Annotated in this window: 12 protein-coding genes and 4 pseudogenes; 9 read left to right on the top strand and 7 right to left on the bottom strand. The window is 58.9% G+C overall.

Going from position 1 to position 18562, the window contains the following annotated elements; genetic code table 11:
* Positions 1–17: 17 nt before the first annotated feature.
* From mnmC to KQP88_RS16830, 8 genes and pseudogenes are all read left to right on the top strand, one after another.
* A complete protein-coding gene (mnmC, locus tag KQP88_RS16795; protein WP_216703675.1) occupies positions 18–2000 on the top strand; it encodes a bifunctional tRNA (5-methylaminomethyl-2-thiouridine)(34)-methyltransferase MnmD/FAD-dependent 5-carboxymethylaminomethyl-2-thiouridine(34) oxidoreductase MnmC in 1983 nt (660 codons plus the stop codon).
* Positions 2001–2233: 233 nt separating this feature from the next.
* The gene (locus KQP88_RS16800; protein WP_200992491.1) at positions 2234–2902 is read left to right on the top strand and encodes an ABC transporter ATP-binding protein; all 669 of its coding nucleotides are present in this window, start codon (positions 2234–2236) and stop codon (positions 2900–2902) included.
* Between the two features lies 1 nt (position 2903).
* A complete protein-coding gene (locus KQP88_RS16805; RefSeq protein WP_216703676.1) occupies positions 2904–5384 on the top strand; it encodes an ABC transporter permease in 2481 nt (826 codons plus the stop codon).
* Positions 5374–6450 carry a lipocalin-like domain-containing protein gene (locus KQP88_RS16810; RefSeq protein WP_216703677.1) on the top strand — a complete coding sequence of 359 codons (1077 nt, stop codon included), beginning with the start codon at positions 5374–5376 and terminating at the stop codon, positions 6448–6450. The genes KQP88_RS16805 and KQP88_RS16810 overlap by 11 nt, the downstream gene beginning before the upstream one ends.
* A gap of 219 nt (positions 6451–6669) precedes the next feature.
* Positions 6670–8440, top strand: a pseudogene (locus tag KQP88_RS16815) (N-acetylglutaminylglutamine amidotransferase).
* A gap of 3 nt (positions 8441–8443) precedes the next feature.
* Positions 8444–10197: pseudogene (gene ngg / locus KQP88_RS16820) on the top strand (N-acetylglutaminylglutamine synthetase).
* A 101-nt stretch (positions 10198–10298) separates the two neighbouring features.
* Positions 10299–11471: pseudogene (locus KQP88_RS16825) on the top strand (osmoprotectant NAGGN system M42 family peptidase); the annotation flags it as partial.
* A 198-nt stretch (positions 11472–11669) separates the two neighbouring features.
* Entirely contained in the window at positions 11670–11897 is a 228-nt protein-coding gene (locus KQP88_RS16830; RefSeq protein WP_216705982.1) for a YheU family protein, read from the top strand.
* Here the strand turns inward: KQP88_RS16830 and csrA are convergent.
* The 4 genes and pseudogenes from csrA to KQP88_RS16850 form a co-directional block, all read right to left on the bottom strand.
* Entirely contained in the window at positions 11894–12097 is a 204-nt protein-coding gene (csrA, locus tag KQP88_RS16835; protein ID WP_025261121.1) for a carbon storage regulator CsrA, read from the bottom strand. The genes KQP88_RS16830 and csrA overlap by 4 nt on opposite strands.
* Positions 12098–12264: 167 nt before the next feature.
* Positions 12265–12597: a YnfA family protein gene (locus KQP88_RS16840; RefSeq protein ID WP_216703678.1), complete on the bottom strand. Its 333-nt coding sequence runs from the start codon at positions 12595–12597 to the stop codon at positions 12265–12267.
* 91 nt (positions 12598–12688) lie between these two features.
* A pseudogene (locus KQP88_RS16845) lies at positions 12689–13505 on the bottom strand (SDR family oxidoreductase).
* A 93-nt stretch (positions 13506–13598) separates the two neighbouring features.
* Positions 13599–13976 (bottom strand): DUF2784 domain-containing protein, encoded by a 378-nt coding sequence (locus KQP88_RS16850; RefSeq protein ID WP_198725475.1) that lies wholly within the window; start codon positions 13974–13976, stop codon positions 13599–13601.
* 310 nt (positions 13977–14286) lie between these two features.
* Between KQP88_RS16850 and KQP88_RS16855 the strand changes: the two genes are divergently transcribed.
* Positions 14287–14445, top strand: a complete 159-nt coding sequence (locus KQP88_RS16855; RefSeq protein ID WP_038399964.1) for a DUF3309 family protein — start codon at positions 14287–14289, stop codon at positions 14443–14445.
* A 70-nt stretch (positions 14446–14515) separates the two neighbouring features.
* Here KQP88_RS16855 and KQP88_RS16860 read toward each other — a convergent pair whose 3' ends face one another.
* The 3 genes from KQP88_RS16860 to KQP88_RS16870 form a co-directional block, all read right to left on the bottom strand.
* Positions 14516–16174, bottom strand: coding sequence for a cation acetate symporter (locus KQP88_RS16860; RefSeq protein WP_200992501.1), 1659 nt, complete (start codon positions 16172–16174; stop codon positions 14516–14518).
* On the bottom strand, positions 16171–16482 hold the full coding sequence (locus KQP88_RS16865; protein WP_198725470.1) for a DUF485 domain-containing protein: 312 nt from the start codon (positions 16480–16482) through the stop codon (positions 16171–16173). The genes KQP88_RS16860 and KQP88_RS16865 overlap by 4 nt, the downstream gene beginning before the upstream one ends.
* A gap of 211 nt (positions 16483–16693) precedes the next feature.
* On the bottom strand, positions 16694–17548 hold the full coding sequence (locus KQP88_RS16870; RefSeq protein WP_198725467.1) for a glycine betaine ABC transporter substrate-binding protein: 855 nt from the start codon (positions 17546–17548) through the stop codon (positions 16694–16696).
* Between the last annotated feature and the right edge of the window lie 1014 nt (positions 17549–18562).

The following is an 18562-nucleotide window of genomic DNA, read 5'->3' on the forward strand; positions in this document are numbered from 1 at the left end:
CCACCGCCGAGCCGAACATGACCATTACCCGCCACGCCCAGATCGACTGGGACGAACAAGGCAACCCGCATTCCCGCGCCTTTTCCGATGTTTATTTCTCCACCGAGTCCGGTCTGGAAGAGACACGCCATGTGTTTCTGGTGCAGAACGACCTGCGCGCGCGTTTCACGGCCCTGCCTGCGGGTGATCGGCTGGTCATCGGAGAAACAGGTTTCGGCACCGGGCTGAATTTTCTCTGCGCCTGGCAGTTGTTTCAGGAATGCGCTCACCCCGAAGCACGGCTGCATTTCGTCAGTGTTGAGAAATTCCCTCTCAGCCGCGCCGACCTGCAACGTGCCCTGGCCTTGTGGCCGGAGCTGAAAGCTTTTGCCGAACCCTTGCTCGATCAATACATCGCCGTGCATGAAGGCTTTCAGCGGCTGATCTTCGACGAGGGGCGTGTGACCCTGACGCTGTTGATTGGCGATGCCTTGCACATGCTGCCGCAACTGGACGGCCAGATCGATGCCTGGTTTCTCGACGGTTTCGCCCCGGCCAAGAACCCGGAAATGTGGACGCCGGAGCTGTTCGCCGAACTGGCGCGGCTGTCGGCGCCCGAGGCGAGTATTGGCACTTTTACCAGCACCGGCTGGGTTCGCCGCGCCCTGAACGCGGCGGGTTTCAAGATGAAGCGTGTGCCGGGCATCGGCCATAAATGGGAAGTGCTGCGCGGCAGGTTCATTGCCTGGCCTGAAGAGGCGCCACTGCCCTCGCCCATCAAGCCATGGTTCGCCCGGCCCGCTGCATTTGAGGGTGAACGCAAGGCGCTGGTTATCGGTGCCGGGCTGGCCGGTTGTGCCACGGCCGAGAGCCTGGCCAGACGCGGCTGGCAGGTGAGTCTGCTGGAGCGTCATGCCCAACCGGCCCAAGAGGCCTCGGGCAATCCGCAGGGCGTGCTTTATTTGAAACTGTCGGCACACGGCACCGCCTTGTCGCAGTTGATCCTCAGTGGTTTTGGCCACACGCGGCGGCTGCTTGAGCGTCTGCAACGGGGCATCGACTGGGACAATTGCGGCGTGCTGCAACTGGCCTTCGACGACAAGGAAGCCCAGCGCCAGCAGCAACTGGCCGAGGCGTTTCCCGAAGAGCTGTTGCATCAACTGGATCAGCCTTCAGCCGAGACTCGCAGCGGTGTAAACCTGAGTTGGGGCGGGCTGTATTTCCCCGAAGGCGGCTGGGTTCATCCACCTGCGCTGTGCCACTCGCAGGTTGCACACCCGAATATCAAACTGATTGCGCATCACGAAGCACTGGAGTTGCGTCGCGTCGATGGGCAATGGCAGGCTTGGGATCAGGAGCAGATGATCGACAGCGCTCCGGTGGTGGTGCTGGCCGGTGCGGCGGATATCAAGCAGTTTGCCCAAAGTGCCGACCTGCCCCTCAAGCGCATTCGCGGGCAGATCACTCGCCTGCCCCAGACCGAAGCCAGTCAGGTGTTGGGCACTGTGGTCTGTGCGGAAGGTTATGTGGCGCCAGCACGATTGGGCGAACACACGCTGGGGGCCAGCTTCGATTTCAACAGTGACGACCTGAATACCAATACCGCCGATCACCTGAGCAACCTGCAATTGCTGCAGGAAATATCCCAAGATCTGACCGCTCGTATGGGTGCTGCGGACTTGCCGCCAGAAGAACTGCAAGGGCGTGCAGCCTTTCGCTGCACCAGCCCGGATTACCTGCCAATCGTCGGACCGCTGGCGGATAAAGAAGCCTTTACCCAGGCGTATGCCGCGCTGGCCAAGGATGCGCGGCAAGTACCGGACATTGCCTGCCCGTGGCTGGACGGCCTGTACGTCAACAGCGGCCATGGTTCACGCGGCCTGATTACCGCGCCTTTGTCCGCCGAACTGATCGCCGCCTGGCTGGATAACGAACCGTTGCCGCTGCCCCGCAGTGTTGCAGAGGCCTGTCATCCCAACCGGTTTGCCTTGCGGGGGTTGATTCGCAGGCAGGGGAAATGACCTGATTTTTCACTTTGTGGGAGGCAGCTTGCTGGCGACTTCTCAGCGTATAGACGCAGAATATCTGCCAGTTTTCAGGCCCTTTTCGCCAGCAAGCTGCCTCCCACAGGTTTCCCCTACACCCGATAGAAATGCATCGCATGAAACCCCGTCCCCACGAATGAATTCGTTCCCACATGAGCAGGCGATAGCCGTTATCCTCAAGGCATGATCACTTCCAACCGGGCATTCCGATGTTGCATGTGCAAAACGTATTCAAGAGCTATCCCTCGGCTCAAGGCCCGGTGGAGGTGTTGCGTGGTGTCGACTTGCAACTGGAGCGCGGCAGCAGTCTGGCGCTGATGGGCGAGTCGGGCAGTGGCAAAAGCACGTTGCTGCATCTGGTTGCCGGGCTGGATAAAGTGGACCGCGGCACGATCCAGGTCGCCAGTCAGCACCTGAACAGCATGAGCGAAGCTCAACTGGCCAATTGGCGGCGAACCGAAATCGGGCTGGTGTTCCAGCAGTTCAACCTGATCGAAAGCCTCAAGATCGATGACAATCTGGCCTTTCAGGCACGTCTGGCCGGGCGTCATGACCCGGTCTGGCAAGCACAACTGATTGAACGCCTGGGTCTGGGGGATCTGCTCAATCGTTATCCCGAGCAACTGTCCGGCGGTCAGCAGCAGCGCGTCGCCATCGGACGCGCCCTTGCCTCGCGCCCCGCTCTGCTGCTGGCCGACGAGCCCACCGGCAACCTGGACGAAAATACCAGTGATGAGGTATTGCAACTGCTGCTGGACCTGTTGAGCGACAGCAGCACCAGCCTGCTGATGGTGACTCACAGCGACCGTGTCGCCGCACGTCTGACGCACAAGGTCAGGCTGCATCGGGGTCATATTCTCCTTGAAGGCGAAGGCTGACATGCGAGTGTTTTATTGGGCATTGCGCGCCCTGCTCAGCCACTGGCGACGTCATCCGGTACAACTTTTCAGCCTGCTGACCGGGCTCTGGCTGGCGACCAGTCTGCTGACCGGCGTGCAGGCCTTGAATAGCCAGGCACGGGAAAGCTATCAACAGGCCAGTCAGTTGATCGGCGGCGAACCGCAAACCAGTCTGGCGTCTCCCGAGGGCGTGGCCTTTTCGCAGGACCTGTACATCAGCCTGCGGCGCATTGGCTGGCCGGCTTCCCCCATGCTGCAAGGGCGCATCACGTTGAAAGGCCTGGAAGACCAGCGCCTGCAACTGATCGGCATTGAACCGGTGACATTGCCCAGAGGTTCCACGCTGGCCGGGCAGACACTGGATACCCGGCAGATCGTCGACTTTCTCACCCCGCCCGGCGTGACCTGGATTGCCCCTCAGACCCTGCAGGCGCTCGGCCTGCAAGAAGGCCAGCGCCCACAGGCTGAAAACGGCCTGCTCCTGCCGCCGTTGCTGGCACGAAGGGATATGGCGCCGGGTGTATTGCTGACGGACATCGGTTTTGCCCAGGCGCTACTCAATCTGCCCGATCAATTGACCCGCCTGTTACTGCCCCATGACTTTGCCGCCGGGAATCCGGTGCTGCCCTCACCTGTCGCCGAGCAACTGGTGATCAAAAAGAGCGGCGAAGAAAACAATCTGCAACGCCTCACCGAAAGCTTTCACCTGAATCTGAATGCGCTGGGCGTGCTGTCCTTCGTGGTCGGCCTGTTTATCGTGCATGCCGCCATCGGCCTGGCTCTGGAACAGCGCCGGGGTTTGCTGCGCAACCTGCGGGCATCAGGGGTCAGTGCGCGCATGCTGATTGCGGCATTAAGCCTGGAGCTGGGCAGCATGGCGTTGATCGGCGGGCTGTTCGGCGTGATCAGTGGCTACCTGCTGGCCAGCCTGCTGTTGCCGGATGTCGCGGCCAGCCTGCGCGGTCTTTATGGTGCTGAAGTGGGCGGGCAGTTGAACCTGAATATCGGCTGGTGGCTCAGCGGCATTGCCTTGAGCCTGTTCGGGGCGTTCATGGCTGGCGCCAACAGCCTGCTGCGCGCCGCTCGGCTGCCCTTGCTGGCACTGTCCAACGCACAAGCCTGGCAGCAGGCCCATGCCCGCTGGCTGCGGCGTCAGGCCTGGATTGCGGCAGGCAGTGCAATAGTGGCCGTTGCCGCACTGATTTTCGGCAACAGCCTGACCTGGGGTTTTGTGCTGATTTCGAGTGTGTTGCTGAGTGCTGCACTGGGCCTGCCGGTCCTGCTCGATGGGCTGCTGAGCGGCTTGCTCAAACGCAGCCGCTCAGTGCTGGGCCAATGGTTTCTGGCCGATTGCAGGCAACAGTTGCCCGCCTTGAGCCTGGCATTGATGGCCTTGCTGCTGGCCATGGCGGCCAATATCGGCGCGGGCAGCATGACCTCCGGTTTTCGCCAGACCTTCAGCGCCTGGCTGGAGCAGCGCTTGACCGCCGAGCTGTACGTCACGCCCCAAACCCCGAGCCAGGCTGAGGAAATGCAGGCCTGGCTCGGCGCACAAACGGATATTGATGCGGTACTTCCCAACTGGCAAGTGCCGATTCAGGTTCAAGGCTGGCCAGCGGATCTGTTCGGCATCATCGAACATGAAACCTATCGCCAGCACTGGCAACTGCTGGAATCGACACGGGACGATCCCTGGAACCAACTGGCCCATGCCGACACCCTGATGCTCAGTGAACAACTGGCCAGACGCCTCAAGGTCGGACTGGGAGACACACTCGACATCCCGGTTCCCGCAGGCCGATGGTCGCCGCGTATCGTGGGAATTTACGCCGACTACGGCAATCCCAAGGGCCATCTGTTGGTCAATGCCGAGCACCTGCTGAAACACTGGCCACATCTGGTGCCCACTCGCTTCAATCTGCGAGTCGATCACGCAGCCGCACCGTCATTGGTCAATCGGTTGCATAACCGGTTCAACCTCGACGAGAACCGCATCATCGATCAGGGCCAGCTCAAGCAATGGTCGACTCAGGTGTTCGAACGGACCTTCGCCGCCACTGCCGCCCTCAACAGCCTGACCCTGGGCGTCGCTGGCGTGGCGCTGTTCATCGGCCTGCTGACCCAGAGCCAGAGTCGTCTCGGGCAACTGGCACCGCTGTGGGCGCTGGGGGTTACCCGACGTCAGTTGATGCTGCTCAACCTGGGCCAGACCTGGTTGATGACGGTGCTGACACTGCTGTTCGCCCTGCCTCTGGGACTGATGCTGACCTGGTGTCTGAATACCGTGATCAATGTCCAGGCCTTCGGCTGGCGCCTGCCCTTGCAGGTTTTCCCTCTGCAACTGCTGCAACTGATGGGGCTGGCAATGCTTGCGACCTTGCTGGCTTCGGCCTGGCCACTGTTGAAGCTCTATCGCACCCGGCCAGCGGACCTGCTCAGGACATTTGCCCATGAAAAGTAAATGGCTGGTGCTGATCGCCTGCCTGTGGCTGCTCAGCGCCTGCGATCAGCAACAGCCTCCAGAAGCCGGTTTTGCCGGCATGGGCAATGAGGCCGACGACTTCACTGCGGTCAAGCCCGGGCGGGTGTTCTCATTCCCTGAAGACCATGCTCCGCATCCAGGTTTTCGTATCGAATGGTGGTACATCACCGCCACCCTCAAGGACGAAAAGGGCCAGGACTTCGGCGTGCAATGGACACTGTTCCGCAATGCCCTGCGCCCCGGCGCGACCGGCAGCGGCTGGAATGACAACACGATCTGGCTGGGCCATGCCGCCGCAACCTCTGCCAGCCAGCATCATGTGGCCGAGCGCTACGCCCGCGGCGGCGTCGGACAGGCAGGCGTCAAGCTGGCGCCCTTCTCGGCCTGGATCGATGACTGGTCCCTCAACAGCGAATCCCAGGCGCAGGACCCGCTGGCGAAGATGCAATTGCAGGCTGCCGGGAAGGACTTTCAATACGACTTGCAACTCACCTCCAGCAAACCCCTGGTGCTGCAAGGTGAACAGGGATATAGCAAGAAGTCCGATCAGGGCCAGGGTTCTTACTACTATAGCCAGCCCTTTTTCGAGGCCAGCGGCAGCCTGACGATGGATGGCAAGACCTATCAGGTCAGCGGTCACGCCTGGCTTGACCGGGAATGGAGCAGTCAGCCCTTGACGGCCAACCAGTCCGGCTGGAACTGGCTGTCCCTGCATCTGGACGGCGGCGAACGCGTGATGCTCTATCGCATGCGCCACAAAAGCGGCGCTCCTTACCTGAGCGGCACCTGGATCGACGCCGACGGCAAGACACAAAGCCTGCAAGCCAGTGATATCGACATGAAGCCGCTGAACGAAACCGAAGTCGCCGGACGACGCTTGCCCACACGCTGGTCGATCAAGATTCCTGGCAGGCATCTGGATATCACCACCGAGGCCCTGAACCCTCAGGCCTGGATGGGCGTTAGCATTCCCTACTGGGAAGGGCCGGTGAAAGTCAGTGGCAGCCAGAGCGGGGTCGGGTATCTGGAGATGACGGGGTATTGAACGTTTTCTTTTCGCCCACAGCACCTTGGTAGGAGCGAATTTATTCGCGAAAGGTCGATGAAGAAATGCATCGCCTGCAATGAAGTTTCGCGGATAAATCCGCTCCTACACATTCTGCTTATAACCGATTGATCTAAAACTCCCGCAACGCCTCCGGGTCAGTTTCTGGGTGACTGCACTTTTTCAGTCACCTCCCCAACGGAAACCCGGTAAGGAATTATGTGCGGATTAGCAGGTGAATTACGTTTCGACCAACAACCAGCGGATCTGGCCGCTGTTGAACGCATAACCCACAATCTGGCGCCTCGCGGCCCGGATGCATGGGGCTTTCACAGTCAGGGGCCGATTGCCCTGGGCCACCGACGGCTGAAAATCATGGACCTGTCCGACGGTTCGGCACAGCCCATGATCGACAGTCATCTGGGCCTGTCCATGGCCTTCAATGGTGCTGTCTACAACTTCCCCGAATTGCGGGCCGAGCTGGAAGGTCTGGGTTACCAGTTCCATTCCGGTGGCGACACCGAGGTGTTGCTCAAGGGCTACCACGCCTGGGGCGCAGATATGCTGCCCAAGCTCAATGGCATGTTCGCGTTTGCCATCTGGGAGCGGGACACTCAGCAGTTATTCATTGCCCGTGACCGTCTGGGCGTCAAGCCGCTTTATCTGTCGCACACCGACAAGCGCCTGCGCTTTGCATCGACGCTGCCGGCCCTGCTCAAGGGTGGCGATATCAGCCCGATGCTCGACCCGATTGCCCTCAATCACTACCTGAACTTTCATGCCGTGGTGCCTGCACCGCGTACCTTGCTGGCCGGTGTCGAGAAACTGCCGCCCGCCACCTGGATGCGTGTCTACGCCAACGGCACGATCGAGCAGCAGACCTGGTGGACCCTGCCTTATGGTCCCCATGACGACGAGAAGCACCTGACGCTGGAAGACTGGCGCGACCGCGTGCTGGACAGCACCCGTGAAGCGGTAGCGATTCGTCAGCGTGCGGCTGTGGACGTGGGCGTGCTGCTTTCCGGTGGTGTCGATTCGAGCATGCTGGTGGGCCTGTTGCGTGAAGTCGGCGTCGAAGACCTGTCGACCTTTTCCATCGGCTTCCAGGATGCCGGTGGCGAACGTGCGACGAGTTCCAGTATTCGGACCTGATCGCCAAGCACTACGGCACCCGTCACCATCAGTTGCGCATTCAGGAAAGCGAGATCATCGAGCAATTGCCTGCGGCCTTCCGGGCCATGAGCGAGCCGATGGTCAGCCATGACTGCATTGCGTTCTACCTGCTGTCACGAGAAGTGGCCAAACACTGCAAGGTGGTGCAGAGCGGCCAGGGCGCGGACGAGCTGTTTGCCGGTTATCACTGGTATCCGCAAGTCGATGCGCCAGCGATCCGGTGGCGGCCTACCGTGCAGCCTTCGTGGACCGCAGCTATGACGAATACACCGCGACCGTGCAATCCCGGTGGCTGACCGCTACTGACGCGGCCGGTGATTTTGTACGCGACCACTTTGCCCAACCCGGCGCCACGGCGGCCGTCGACAAGGCCTTGCGCCTGGACAGTACCGTGATGCTGGTTGAAGACCCGGTCAAGCGGGTGGACAACATGACCATGGCCTGGGGCCTGGAAGCTCGTACACCGTTCCTCGACTATCGTCTGGTCGAGTTGTCTGCCCGCATTCCCGGCCAGTTCAAACTGCCGGATGGCGGCAAGCATGTCTTGAAGGAAGCAGCACGCCTGGTCATCCCTTCCGAGGTGATAGACCGCAAGAAAGGCTACTTCCCGGTGCCGGGCCTCAAGCATTTGCAGGGCGATACCCTCAACTGGGTGCGCGACCTGCTGCTGGACCCAAGCCAGGATCGAGGCCTGTTCAACCCGTCGATGATCGACACACTGTTGACCAACCCTCAAGGCCAACTCACGCCGTTACGCGGCTCCAAGCTGTGGCAGTTGGCAGCGCTGAATCTGTGGCTCAGCGAACAAGGACTCTGATCGATGAAACACAATGCGACGGCTTACAGCCAACGATTGTTGCGCACACAGTCGCCCTCCTATGAACGTCTGCAAGCGCGCTTCGCCGAAGACGGCAGTCAGCCGGACAACGAGCAATTGGCGTTGCACTGCGGCTGGGGCCGCTTGCTGCTCGGTCATACCTACCCCGACGCCGCCGCACTGGCCCAGGAGCTGCTCAACGAAAAGCCCGGTGAACGCGACATCGCGCTGTACGTGGCTGCGCCCCAGCAGGTGCTGGCGCAGTCACCGCAGCAGTTGTTCCTCGACCCGTCCGATACGCTGCGCCTGTGGTTCAGCGATTACCGTCCGGCGCAGCGGGTCTTCCGGGGCTTTCGCATCCGTCGTGCCCAGAGCGAAGCCGACTGGCAGGCCATCAACAACCTATACCTGGCGCGAGGCATGCTGCCCATCGATCCGGCCTTGCTGACGCCACGTCATCAGGGCGGACCGGTCTACTGGCTGGCCGAGGATGAACGCAGCAATGCGGTGATCGGCAGCGTCATGGGCCTGAATCACCAGAAGGCGTTCAATGACCCGGAAAACGGCAGCAGCCTGTGGTGCCTGGCGGTTGATCCGCAATGCACACGCCCCGGTGTGGGTGAAGTGCTGGTGCGTCACCTGATCGAGCATTTCATGAGCCGAGGCTTGAGCTATCTCGACCTGTCCGTGCTGCATGACAACGAACAGGCCAAGGCGCTGTATGCCAAGCTGGGGTTTCGCAACCTGCCGACCTTCGCCATCAAGCGCAAAAACGGCATCAATGAATCGCTGTTTCTGGGGCCAGGGCCTCAGGCGGACTTCAATCCTTATGCGCGGATCATTGTAGAAGAGGCGCATCGTCGCGGTATTGATGTGCAGGTCGATGATGCCGATGCAGGTCTGTTCACTCTGAGTTACGGCGGACGCCGCATTCGCTGCCGTGAATCACTGAGCGACCTGACCAGCGCGGTCAGCATGACCCTGTGCCAGGACAAGAGCCTGACCCACAAGGCCCTCAAGGCCGCGGGCCTGAATGTGCCTGCCCAGCAACGCGTCGGCAATGCCGATGACAACCTGGCGTTTCTCGAAAAGCACGAGCGGATCGTGGTCAAGCCGCTGGATGGCGAGCAAGGCAACGGTGTGGCCGTGGATTTGCGCACCTTCGATGAAGTGCAGAATGCTATCGAGTGTGCTCGTCAGTTCGACAGCCGGGTGATTCTGGCAAGCTTCCACGAAGGCCTGGACCCTGCGCATCGTGGCATCGGTTTGAAGTGGTGGCGGCTGCGATTCGCCACCCTGCCGAGATCATTGGCAAACGGTCGCCATAACCATCCGCCACAGTTTGATCGAAGCTCAAAGCCGTCGTCGCTCTGCTGCCACCGATGGTGAAAGCAAGATCCCGATGGATGAAGAAACCGAACGTACGGTCCGCGACGCGGGCTATGCTATTCAAGCATCCTGCCAATGGACCAGCGCGCCTGGCTGTGCGCCGCACCGCCAACCTGCACACCGGCGGCTGCCTTGAAGACGTCACCGCAACGCTGCACCCGGTCCTTATAGACGCCGCCGTGCGTGCCGCCCGGGCGCTGGACATTCCGGTGGTTGGCCTGACCTGATGGTGCCTGCCGCCGACCAGCCCGAATACGTGTTCATCGAGGCCAACGAACGTGTCGGCCTGGCCAACCACGAACCTCAACCCACCGCTGAACGCTTTGGTCGATCTATTGTTTCCGCACAGCCTGCCTGTGCATGGTTGAAACCTAGCTGCAAGTTTCAAGCGCCAAGCTGCAAGCAAGTGTACTCATCTGCTTGTAGCTTACAGCTTGAGGCTTGCAACTGCTTTTAAAGGAATCCCTCCATGCCTGTTGAAAAAATTCCCGATCCGGATCTGAACTACCTGCAGAAAGTCCTGCTGGAAATGCTGGCCATACGAGCCCTACGGGTTTTACCGACACCATCGTGCGCTATGTCGCCGAACGCCTGGAAGAGCTGGGCATTCCGTTTGAACTCACTCGGCGCGGCACCATTCGCGCCACCCTCAAAGGCAAGCAGAGCAGCCCCGACCGGGCTGTCTCGGCGCATCTGGACACCATTGGCGCCAGTGTTCGCGAGGTCAAGGATAACGGGCGCCTGGCGCTGTCGGCTGTGGTCTGCTGGTCCAGCCGCTTTGCCGAAGGCAGCCGGGTCAGTGTGTTCACCGATACCGGCGTGATCCGTGGCAGCGTGTTGCCGCTGATGGCCTCAGGTCATGCGTTCAACACCGCCGTGGATGAAATGCCCATCAGTTGGGAGCATGTCGAGCTGCGCCTGGATGCCTATTGCACCACCCGCGCCGACTGCGAATCCCTGGGTATCAATATCGGTGACTTCGTGGCTTTCGACCCGTTGCCGGAGTTCACTGAAAGCGGCCATATCAGCGCCCGCCACCTGGATGACAAGGCCGGTGTCGCCGCCTTGCTGGCGGCGCTCAAGTCGATTGTCGAGAGTGGTGCCGAACCTCTGATCGATTGTCACCCGCTGTTCACCATCACCGAGGAAACCGGCACCGGTGCAGCAGGCGTATTGCCCTGGGACGTGAGCGAGTTCGTCGGCATCGACATCGCTCCGGTCGCAGTCGGCCAGCACTCCAGCGAACATGCGGTGAGCGTGGCGATGCAGGATTCGGGCGGACCTTACGACTATCACTTGTCCCGGCATCTGCTGCGCCTGGGTGTCGAAAACGAATTGCCCGTGCGTCGCGATATCTTTCGCTATTACTACAGCGATGCCCATTCGGCGGTGACGTCGGGCAATGACATTCGTACCGCGCTGCTGGCCTTTGGTTGCGATGCCACCCATGGTTATGAACGCACCCATATCGACAGCCTCGCGGCCCTGAGCAAACTGCTGGGCGCCTACATGCTCAGCCCACCGGTATTCGCCAGCGACGCCAAACCGGCCCCAGACTTCACTGGAGCGGTTCAGTCATCAGATTGAACATGACACCCAGATGGAGTCCGAGACCCGCGTGCCGTCCGTGGATAGCCTGCTGGGCAGAATCGCGAAGAGGTTTGAGTTTCTGAATAGAGGCACGGTCCCTGTGGGAGGGAGCTTGCTCGCGAAGAGTCCCGTCGCGAGCAAGCTCCCTCCCACAAGTTTTGTTTGTGACTTAAAAAATCGGCATTACGGGTGGGAGCGACTTCAGTCGCGAAGAGGCCTATCATCGCGGGCTACCGATACGAGAACCAGCATGCTGATCCCTTACGACCAACTCGAACCTGACACCCTCACCCGCCTGATCGAAGATTTCGTGACCCGCGACGGCACGGACAATGGCGATGAAAACGCCTCTGCAAACCGCGTGCTTCGGGTGCGTCATGCCTTGAGCAAAGGTCAGGCAGTGATTTTCTTCGACCTCGAAAGCCAGCAATGCCAGTTGATGCCAAAGCATGAGGTGCCCAAAGAGTATTTCGACTAGGCTGCGGGCGACTCGGGAGCGGCGGCCTGCTGCGAGAGCTTTCGGGCAATGCGCCGGAACACTTCGGCGCGATGGATCTTGATGTCTTTGGGGGCATCGATTCCGAGCCTGACCTGATTGCCGTTCACCCCGAGAATCTGCACGGTGATGTTGTCACCGATGGAAAACGATTCGCCAATTTCCCGCGTTAGTACAAGCATTTTCTGCCTCTCTTGTTATTGCAAAGAGTGCAGAGTGCGCCCACGAAAAGGTCGCTTCAATGAGGCGGCGGCAAATCAGTAACGCCCTTCAAGCTCGCCAGAACACACTGTCGGAAACGTCTTACTTGCAGACCAAACGAGTAGGAAAACTGCCATATCCCCGGCGTTCAGGACGCCGACCAGCGTGGCCCCAACAGGATGATTGTCGCGCCGATGACGCAAAAGGCGACACCCAGCCAGTCGCTGCTCAAGGGCCTGACCCGCTCGACCACGCCCAGCCAGGCAATCGACGCAATGATGTAAATCCCGCCATAAGCCGCATAAGCACGGCCTGCGTAGGCTGACTCGATCCGGGTCAGCAACAGGGCGAAGATCGTCAGGCTGATGAGTGCCGGAATGACCCACAAGGCACTCTTGCCCTGACGCAGCCACAGCCAGAATGCATAACAGCCGAATATCTCGAACAGGGCCGCAAGGAAGAACCAGAGGTAATTGAGCACGCCAGTCTCGTCAGTCAGAGTTTGAATGGCCGAACCCTAGCAGAAAAAGACTTTCCTGACCCCGGCCTTCAAACCCTGACAGGGCAACGGGTCAGGCCTTCGTCTGCCGGGCCTTGGCGCGCATCTTGGCGCACATGGTGGTCATCTCGTCATAGAGCGCCTGGGGATGCTTGCGTTTCAAGGTCCAGGCATCACGCCCCTGCTCATGGGGCAGGATCATGAACTCGCCCTTGGCGACTTCGTCGAAGATGTAATCGGCAATGTCACTGGCGCTGATGGGCGAGCTTTCCAGCAGCTTGCCGACCTGGGCTTTCATCGCAGGCGTCGGGCCGCGGAAGGAGTCCAGCAGGTTGGTCTGAAAAGAACGACGGACAGACCACATGCACGCCGACGCCCTGCTCGGTCAGCTCAACCAGCAGGCTTTCCGACAGCGCCACCACACCCGCCTTGGCGACGTTGTAATTGCTCATGGCCGGCCCCTGCATCAAGGCCGCCATGGAAGCGATATTGATGATCTTGCCCTTGCTGGCCTCCAGCAGCGGCAGGAATGCCTTGCAGCCTTTGACCACGCCCATGAGGTTGATTGCGATCTGCCAGTCCCAATCTTCCAGGGACAACTCGCTGAAGAAACCACCCGAAGCCACACCGGCGTTGTTGACGATGATATCGATGCCGCCAAAGCGTTCTTCGCAGGCTTGCGCCAGGGCCATGAGCTGGCTGTAGTCGCGCACATCGCAGCGCTGGGTAAAGCCTTCGCCACCAGCTTCGCGCACCATGGCCAGGGTTTCCTGCAAACCGGCATCGTTGACGTCGGACAGTGCCAGACGCCAGCCTTCGCGCGCCCAGCGCAGTGCAATTTCACGGCCCAGACCAGAGCCCGCGCCAGTAATCATGATGCGATTTTGCATAGAGAATGCCTTGTGGTTTGCAGGACGTTGTCTGGAGTGTAATCACAGCTGACGATCTCTAATGCCACCATCAAGACGCTGAATGCCGGCCCCTCATGTCTGCCTGATACGACGCACGAAGCGGATCAGCAGCCAGCCATAGATCGCGGCATTGATCGATACCACGACTGCGCCCAGCCACAACTGGATCTGCGGTGTCAGCGCTGGCGGATAGATCAGCGGAATCAGGTAATGCTCGATGAAGCCGCCCTCATACCCCTGCTGACCGGCCTTCTGGCGCAGGGAGTTTTCCAGGGGCGTCAGTGGGCAATACAGGTGAAAGAACTCCACCGAAGCCCCCCACACCATGGCCGGGACATGCAGGAATCCGATCCAGGGTCTGCGCAGCACCAGCAGCCCGCCAAACAGCACGAACAGAATAAACAGCAGATGAAACACGACCACGGCATCCGCAGCGAATCGATAAGGCATGGTGCAATCCTGTGTAAAAGTTCCATTGTTTTCAGGTAATCCATTCAGCCTTGGAACAGGCCAATGCGTCATATAAACCCTGAAAAGTTCAATAATAATTGCCGGTAAAAAACAGACACTAGATAGTCAAATAAAAACATAACCATTTGAAATTTAAACAATTTTTTAAATTATTAAAATCCTGTGAAATATTTAGAACCTTTCAAGATTCGCAACAGTCGGATAATTCAAGCAGCGAAAATCATACACCTGCTGAACTTTGCTTTAACTGCAAACGCCATTCGACACTGACGAAAAGAAGGAACTCATCATGGGCATAAGCACGATTCTTATCATCGTACTGATTCTGATCCTGATCGGTGGTCTGCCGGTCTTCCCGCACTCCCGCAACTGGGGCTACGGTCCTTCGGGTGTGGTGGGCACGATCCTGGTCATTCTGTTGGTGCTGGTATTGCTTGGCAGGATATGACCTTATCGGTAGCCCAATGAAAAAGCAGCCCCGAGGGGCTGCTTTTTTTATTGCCGGTCAAACATGCAACTTAGTGTGACGATGCACCGCTGGCACCCAGGCCAGTCTGCGAACGCACGAATTGCGGGTAGAACAGCGCACGCTCTTCGTCTGCAGCCTTGGACTTGTCGGTGATGGAGAAGAACCAGATACCGACGAAGGCGATGATGATGGAGAACAGCGCCGGGTACTCATACGGGAAGATGGCTTTGGGGTTGTGCAGGATCTGCACCCAGATGGTCGGACCCAGCACCATCAGCACCACAGCACTGACCAGCCCCATCCAGCCGCCAATCATGGCGCCACGGGTGGTCAGGTTTTTCCAGTACATCGAGAGCAGCAGAACCGGGAAGTTACAGCTGGCCGCGATGGAGAACGCCAGGCCGACCATGAACGCGATGTTCTGGCTCTCGAAGGCGATACCCAACAGGATGGCCACGACCGCCAGGGCGATAGTCGTCATCTTGGAAACGCGGATCTCGTCTTTCTCGTTGGCCTTGCCTTTCTTGATCACGCTGGCATACAGGTCATGGGACACTGCCGACGCACCGGCCAGGGTCAGGCCCGCAACCACCGCCAGGATAGTCGCGAACGCCACCGCCGAGATGAAGCCCAGGAACAGACTGCCACCCACTGCGTTGGACAGATGCACCGCTGCCATGTTGTTGCCGCCGATCAAGGCGCCTGCTGCATCCTTGAACGCCGGGTTGGTGCTGACCAGCAGGATCGCGCCAAAACCGATGATGAAGGTCAGGATGTAGAAGTAGCCGATGAAACCGGTGGCGTAGAACACCGACTTACGGGCTTCCTTGGCATCGCTCACCGTGAAGAAGCGCATCAGGATGTGCGGCAGACCCGCAGTACCGAACATCAGGGCCAGGCCGAGGGAGAACGCCGAAATCGGGTCTTTGACCAGACCGCCAGGGCTCATGATCGCTTCACCTTTAGGGTGAACGGCAACAGCCTGGGCGAACAGCTGGTTGAAGTCGAAGTTGACGTGCTTCATGACCATCAGCGCCATGAACGAAGCACCCGACAGCAGCATCACGGCCTTGATGATCTGTACCCAGGTGGTCGCCAGCATGCCGCCGAACAGCACATACAGGCACATCAGGATACCGACCAGGATCACCGCAACGGTGTAGTCCAGACCGAACAGCAGCTGGATCAGTTTGCCTGCACCCACCATCTGGGCAATCAGGTAGAACGCAACCACCACCAGCGAACCGCAGGCGGACAGGGTGCGAATCTCTTTCTGCTTCAGGCGATAGGAGGCCACGTCGGCAAAGGTGTACTTGCCCAGGTTACGCAGGCGTTCGGCGATCAGGAACAGAATGATCGGCCAGCCCACCAGGAAGCCGATCGAGTAGATCAGGCCGTCGTAGCCGGAGGTATAGACCAGTGCGGAAATACCCAGGAAGGACGCCGCCGACATGTAGTCGCCTGCAATCGCAAGGCCGTTCTGGAAACCGGTGATCTTGCCGCCTGCGGCGTAGTAGTCGGAAGCCGAGTTGTTCTTCTTGGATGCCCAGTAGGTGATGTAGAGGGTGAACGCCACGAACATCACGAACATGATGATCGCCGGTACGTTCAGGGGCTGCTTCTGCACGGCGCCGGTCAGGGCGTCAGCTGCCATCAGAGCAGGTGCGAATGCTGCAAGGCCTAAAGCCGCGGAGAGACGACGGATCATTGCTGAATCTCCTTGAGAATTGCATTATTCAGCTCGTCGAACTCACTGTTGGCACGGCGTACGTAGACCCCCGTCAGAATGAATGCCGAGACGATCAGGCCGACCCCTATCGGCATGCCCCACGTAATGGTTGAAGTCGCACTGATCTTGGCTCCCAGAATATGAGGCCCATACGCAATCAAGAGAATGAATGCGGCATAGAGCCCGAGCATGATCGCCGAAAGAATCCAGGCGAACCGCTCTCTTTTGGAAACCAGCTCCTTGAAGCGCGGGCTGTTTTGAATCGAGAGGTAAATGCTGTCGTTCATTGTTTTTGTCCTCGCAGCACAGATGAGTTGTCACGTCTTCAACTTTAGTCAGGTCCGGCACGTACTCCAGACGACCTTAGTATTAGAACGACATTAATCATTGAAGCACTTCAAGGAACTTTTGCAGGTTCACATCGAACCCGGATAAACAAAAGGCCATCTGCCAGGAGTGGCAGATGGCCTTGAACGATGCGATACAGAGGCTTCGGCGTTATTTAGCAGTCCATGCAGCTACACGCTCAGGGTGCTTGGCCACCCACTCTTTCGCAGCGGCATCGGGTTTGGCGCCATCCTGAATCGCCAGCATCACTTCACCGATTTCATCCTTGGATTCCCACTGGAATTTTTTCAGGAAGGCAACGACGTCAGGCGCTTTCTTCTCCAGGCTCAGGCTGGCAACGTTGTCGACGGTTTCAGCAGCGCCGTACACGCTTTTCGGGTCTTCAAGAAAACGCAGTTTCCATTTGGCGAACATCCAGTGCGGCACCCAGCCGGTGACCACGATGGATTCCTTGCGTTTCTCGGCACGGGTCAGCTCGGCAATCATCCCGGCTCCCGAGCTGGCCTGCAGCTTGTAACCGTCAAGGCCGTAGTCCTTGATGGCCTGGTCGGTCTTGAGCATCACGCCCGAGCCGGCATCGATCCCGGTGATCTTCTTCTTGAAGGAATCATCGGTCTTGAGGTCTTCGATGGTCTGGGCCTTGACGTACTCCGGCACGATCAGGCCGATCTTGGCGTCCTTGAAGTTCGGGCCGTAGTTCACGACCTGATCCTTGTATTTGGTGTAGTACTCGCCATGAGTGCCAGGCAACCAGGCCGACAGCATCATGTCCAGTTTGTCGGTGGCCACTGCCTGCCACATGATCCCGGCTGCAACGGATTGCAACTTGACGTCATAGCCCAGTTTTTCCTTGAGCACTTCGGCGGCGACGTGGGTCGTGGCGACACTGTCGGACCAGCCTTCGACGTAGCCGATAGTCAGTGTCTTGGTTTCAGCAATGGCCAGCGTGGAGCTGGCAGCCAGTACCAGCGCGGCACCTGCCCCCAGAATTTTTCGCATATTCATCATCACGTCCCCGGAAGTTGCGCGCCGACGGATGTCGGGCTGCATTAACGTTGTTTTTCAGAGTCGCCCGCCATGCCCGGCTTTGGGGCAGACGGTGCCCTTCACGTTTCAGTCGTGCTCGCCCGCCATGACAGGCATCACATCAACTTCTCGATAATCAACCGGCCTGCAGATCGGACATGCTCTGTCAGCGACACGGAGGAACCGGGAAACGACATCACACAGCCATCAGCGACAACACCCACGAAAAGCGTCGGCAAAGCCGTCTGGTTTTTGCATGAAACGAAACATGCGATCCCCCTCGCCCCCTTGCAGGGCCGGGAGTGCGGGATGGGCCTCTGCCCCGTTCTGGTTCACTCAGGGCCGGGAAACAGAATGTGTTACCGCCTATGACCAGCGGCCACTCAAGACGGGTAACACGGAAACAATCGCATTGCCTTTCGCCCTTTGGTTTTGCCTAACCATTTTTCAAGCCATTGTTTTTAAAGGACTTTAAAAAGTTGGCACAGCTTCTGCTATCTCTCTGGCACAACAAGAATAAAAACACGTAGCACACCAACAAGAACAACACGAAACGGCTCTGACATAACAAGAACAACACGGACAGAGGCGCAGCTAACAGATTTTTTTGGAGTGGATAGGCTTTACAGGGACTTCTTGAAAGAGAGGCCTCGCAACCGGACAGAGAACAATAAAACTACCTTCAGGTAGCTTCCCGTACCGGCTGGACCATGACGTTGTGCAGACCCATGGTTAAAGTGAATCAGCGCTCAAAAAAATACGTTTGCTCTTGATCCCGGATGGGGATCACACAAGAACGCAGTAAAGGGACTGGTCGCCAAAAACAAGAACAGGCCGCCCTATAAAAATAAAAAGAGCAGGCAAGACACATTGAAGGAGAGCCCAGGCTCTCCTTTCGTGTTTTTGGGCTGCTGAGCTGCAAGCTGCAAGCTGCAAGCTGCAAGCTGCAAGCTGCAAGAAAGATACGCTACGTCCCCCTTCCCTCATTAAAAA

This window comes from Pseudomonas lijiangensis, from assembly GCF_018968705.1.
In the GTDB taxonomy this organism is placed as follows: domain Bacteria; phylum Pseudomonadota; class Gammaproteobacteria; order Pseudomonadales; family Pseudomonadaceae; genus Aquipseudomonas; species Aquipseudomonas lijiangensis.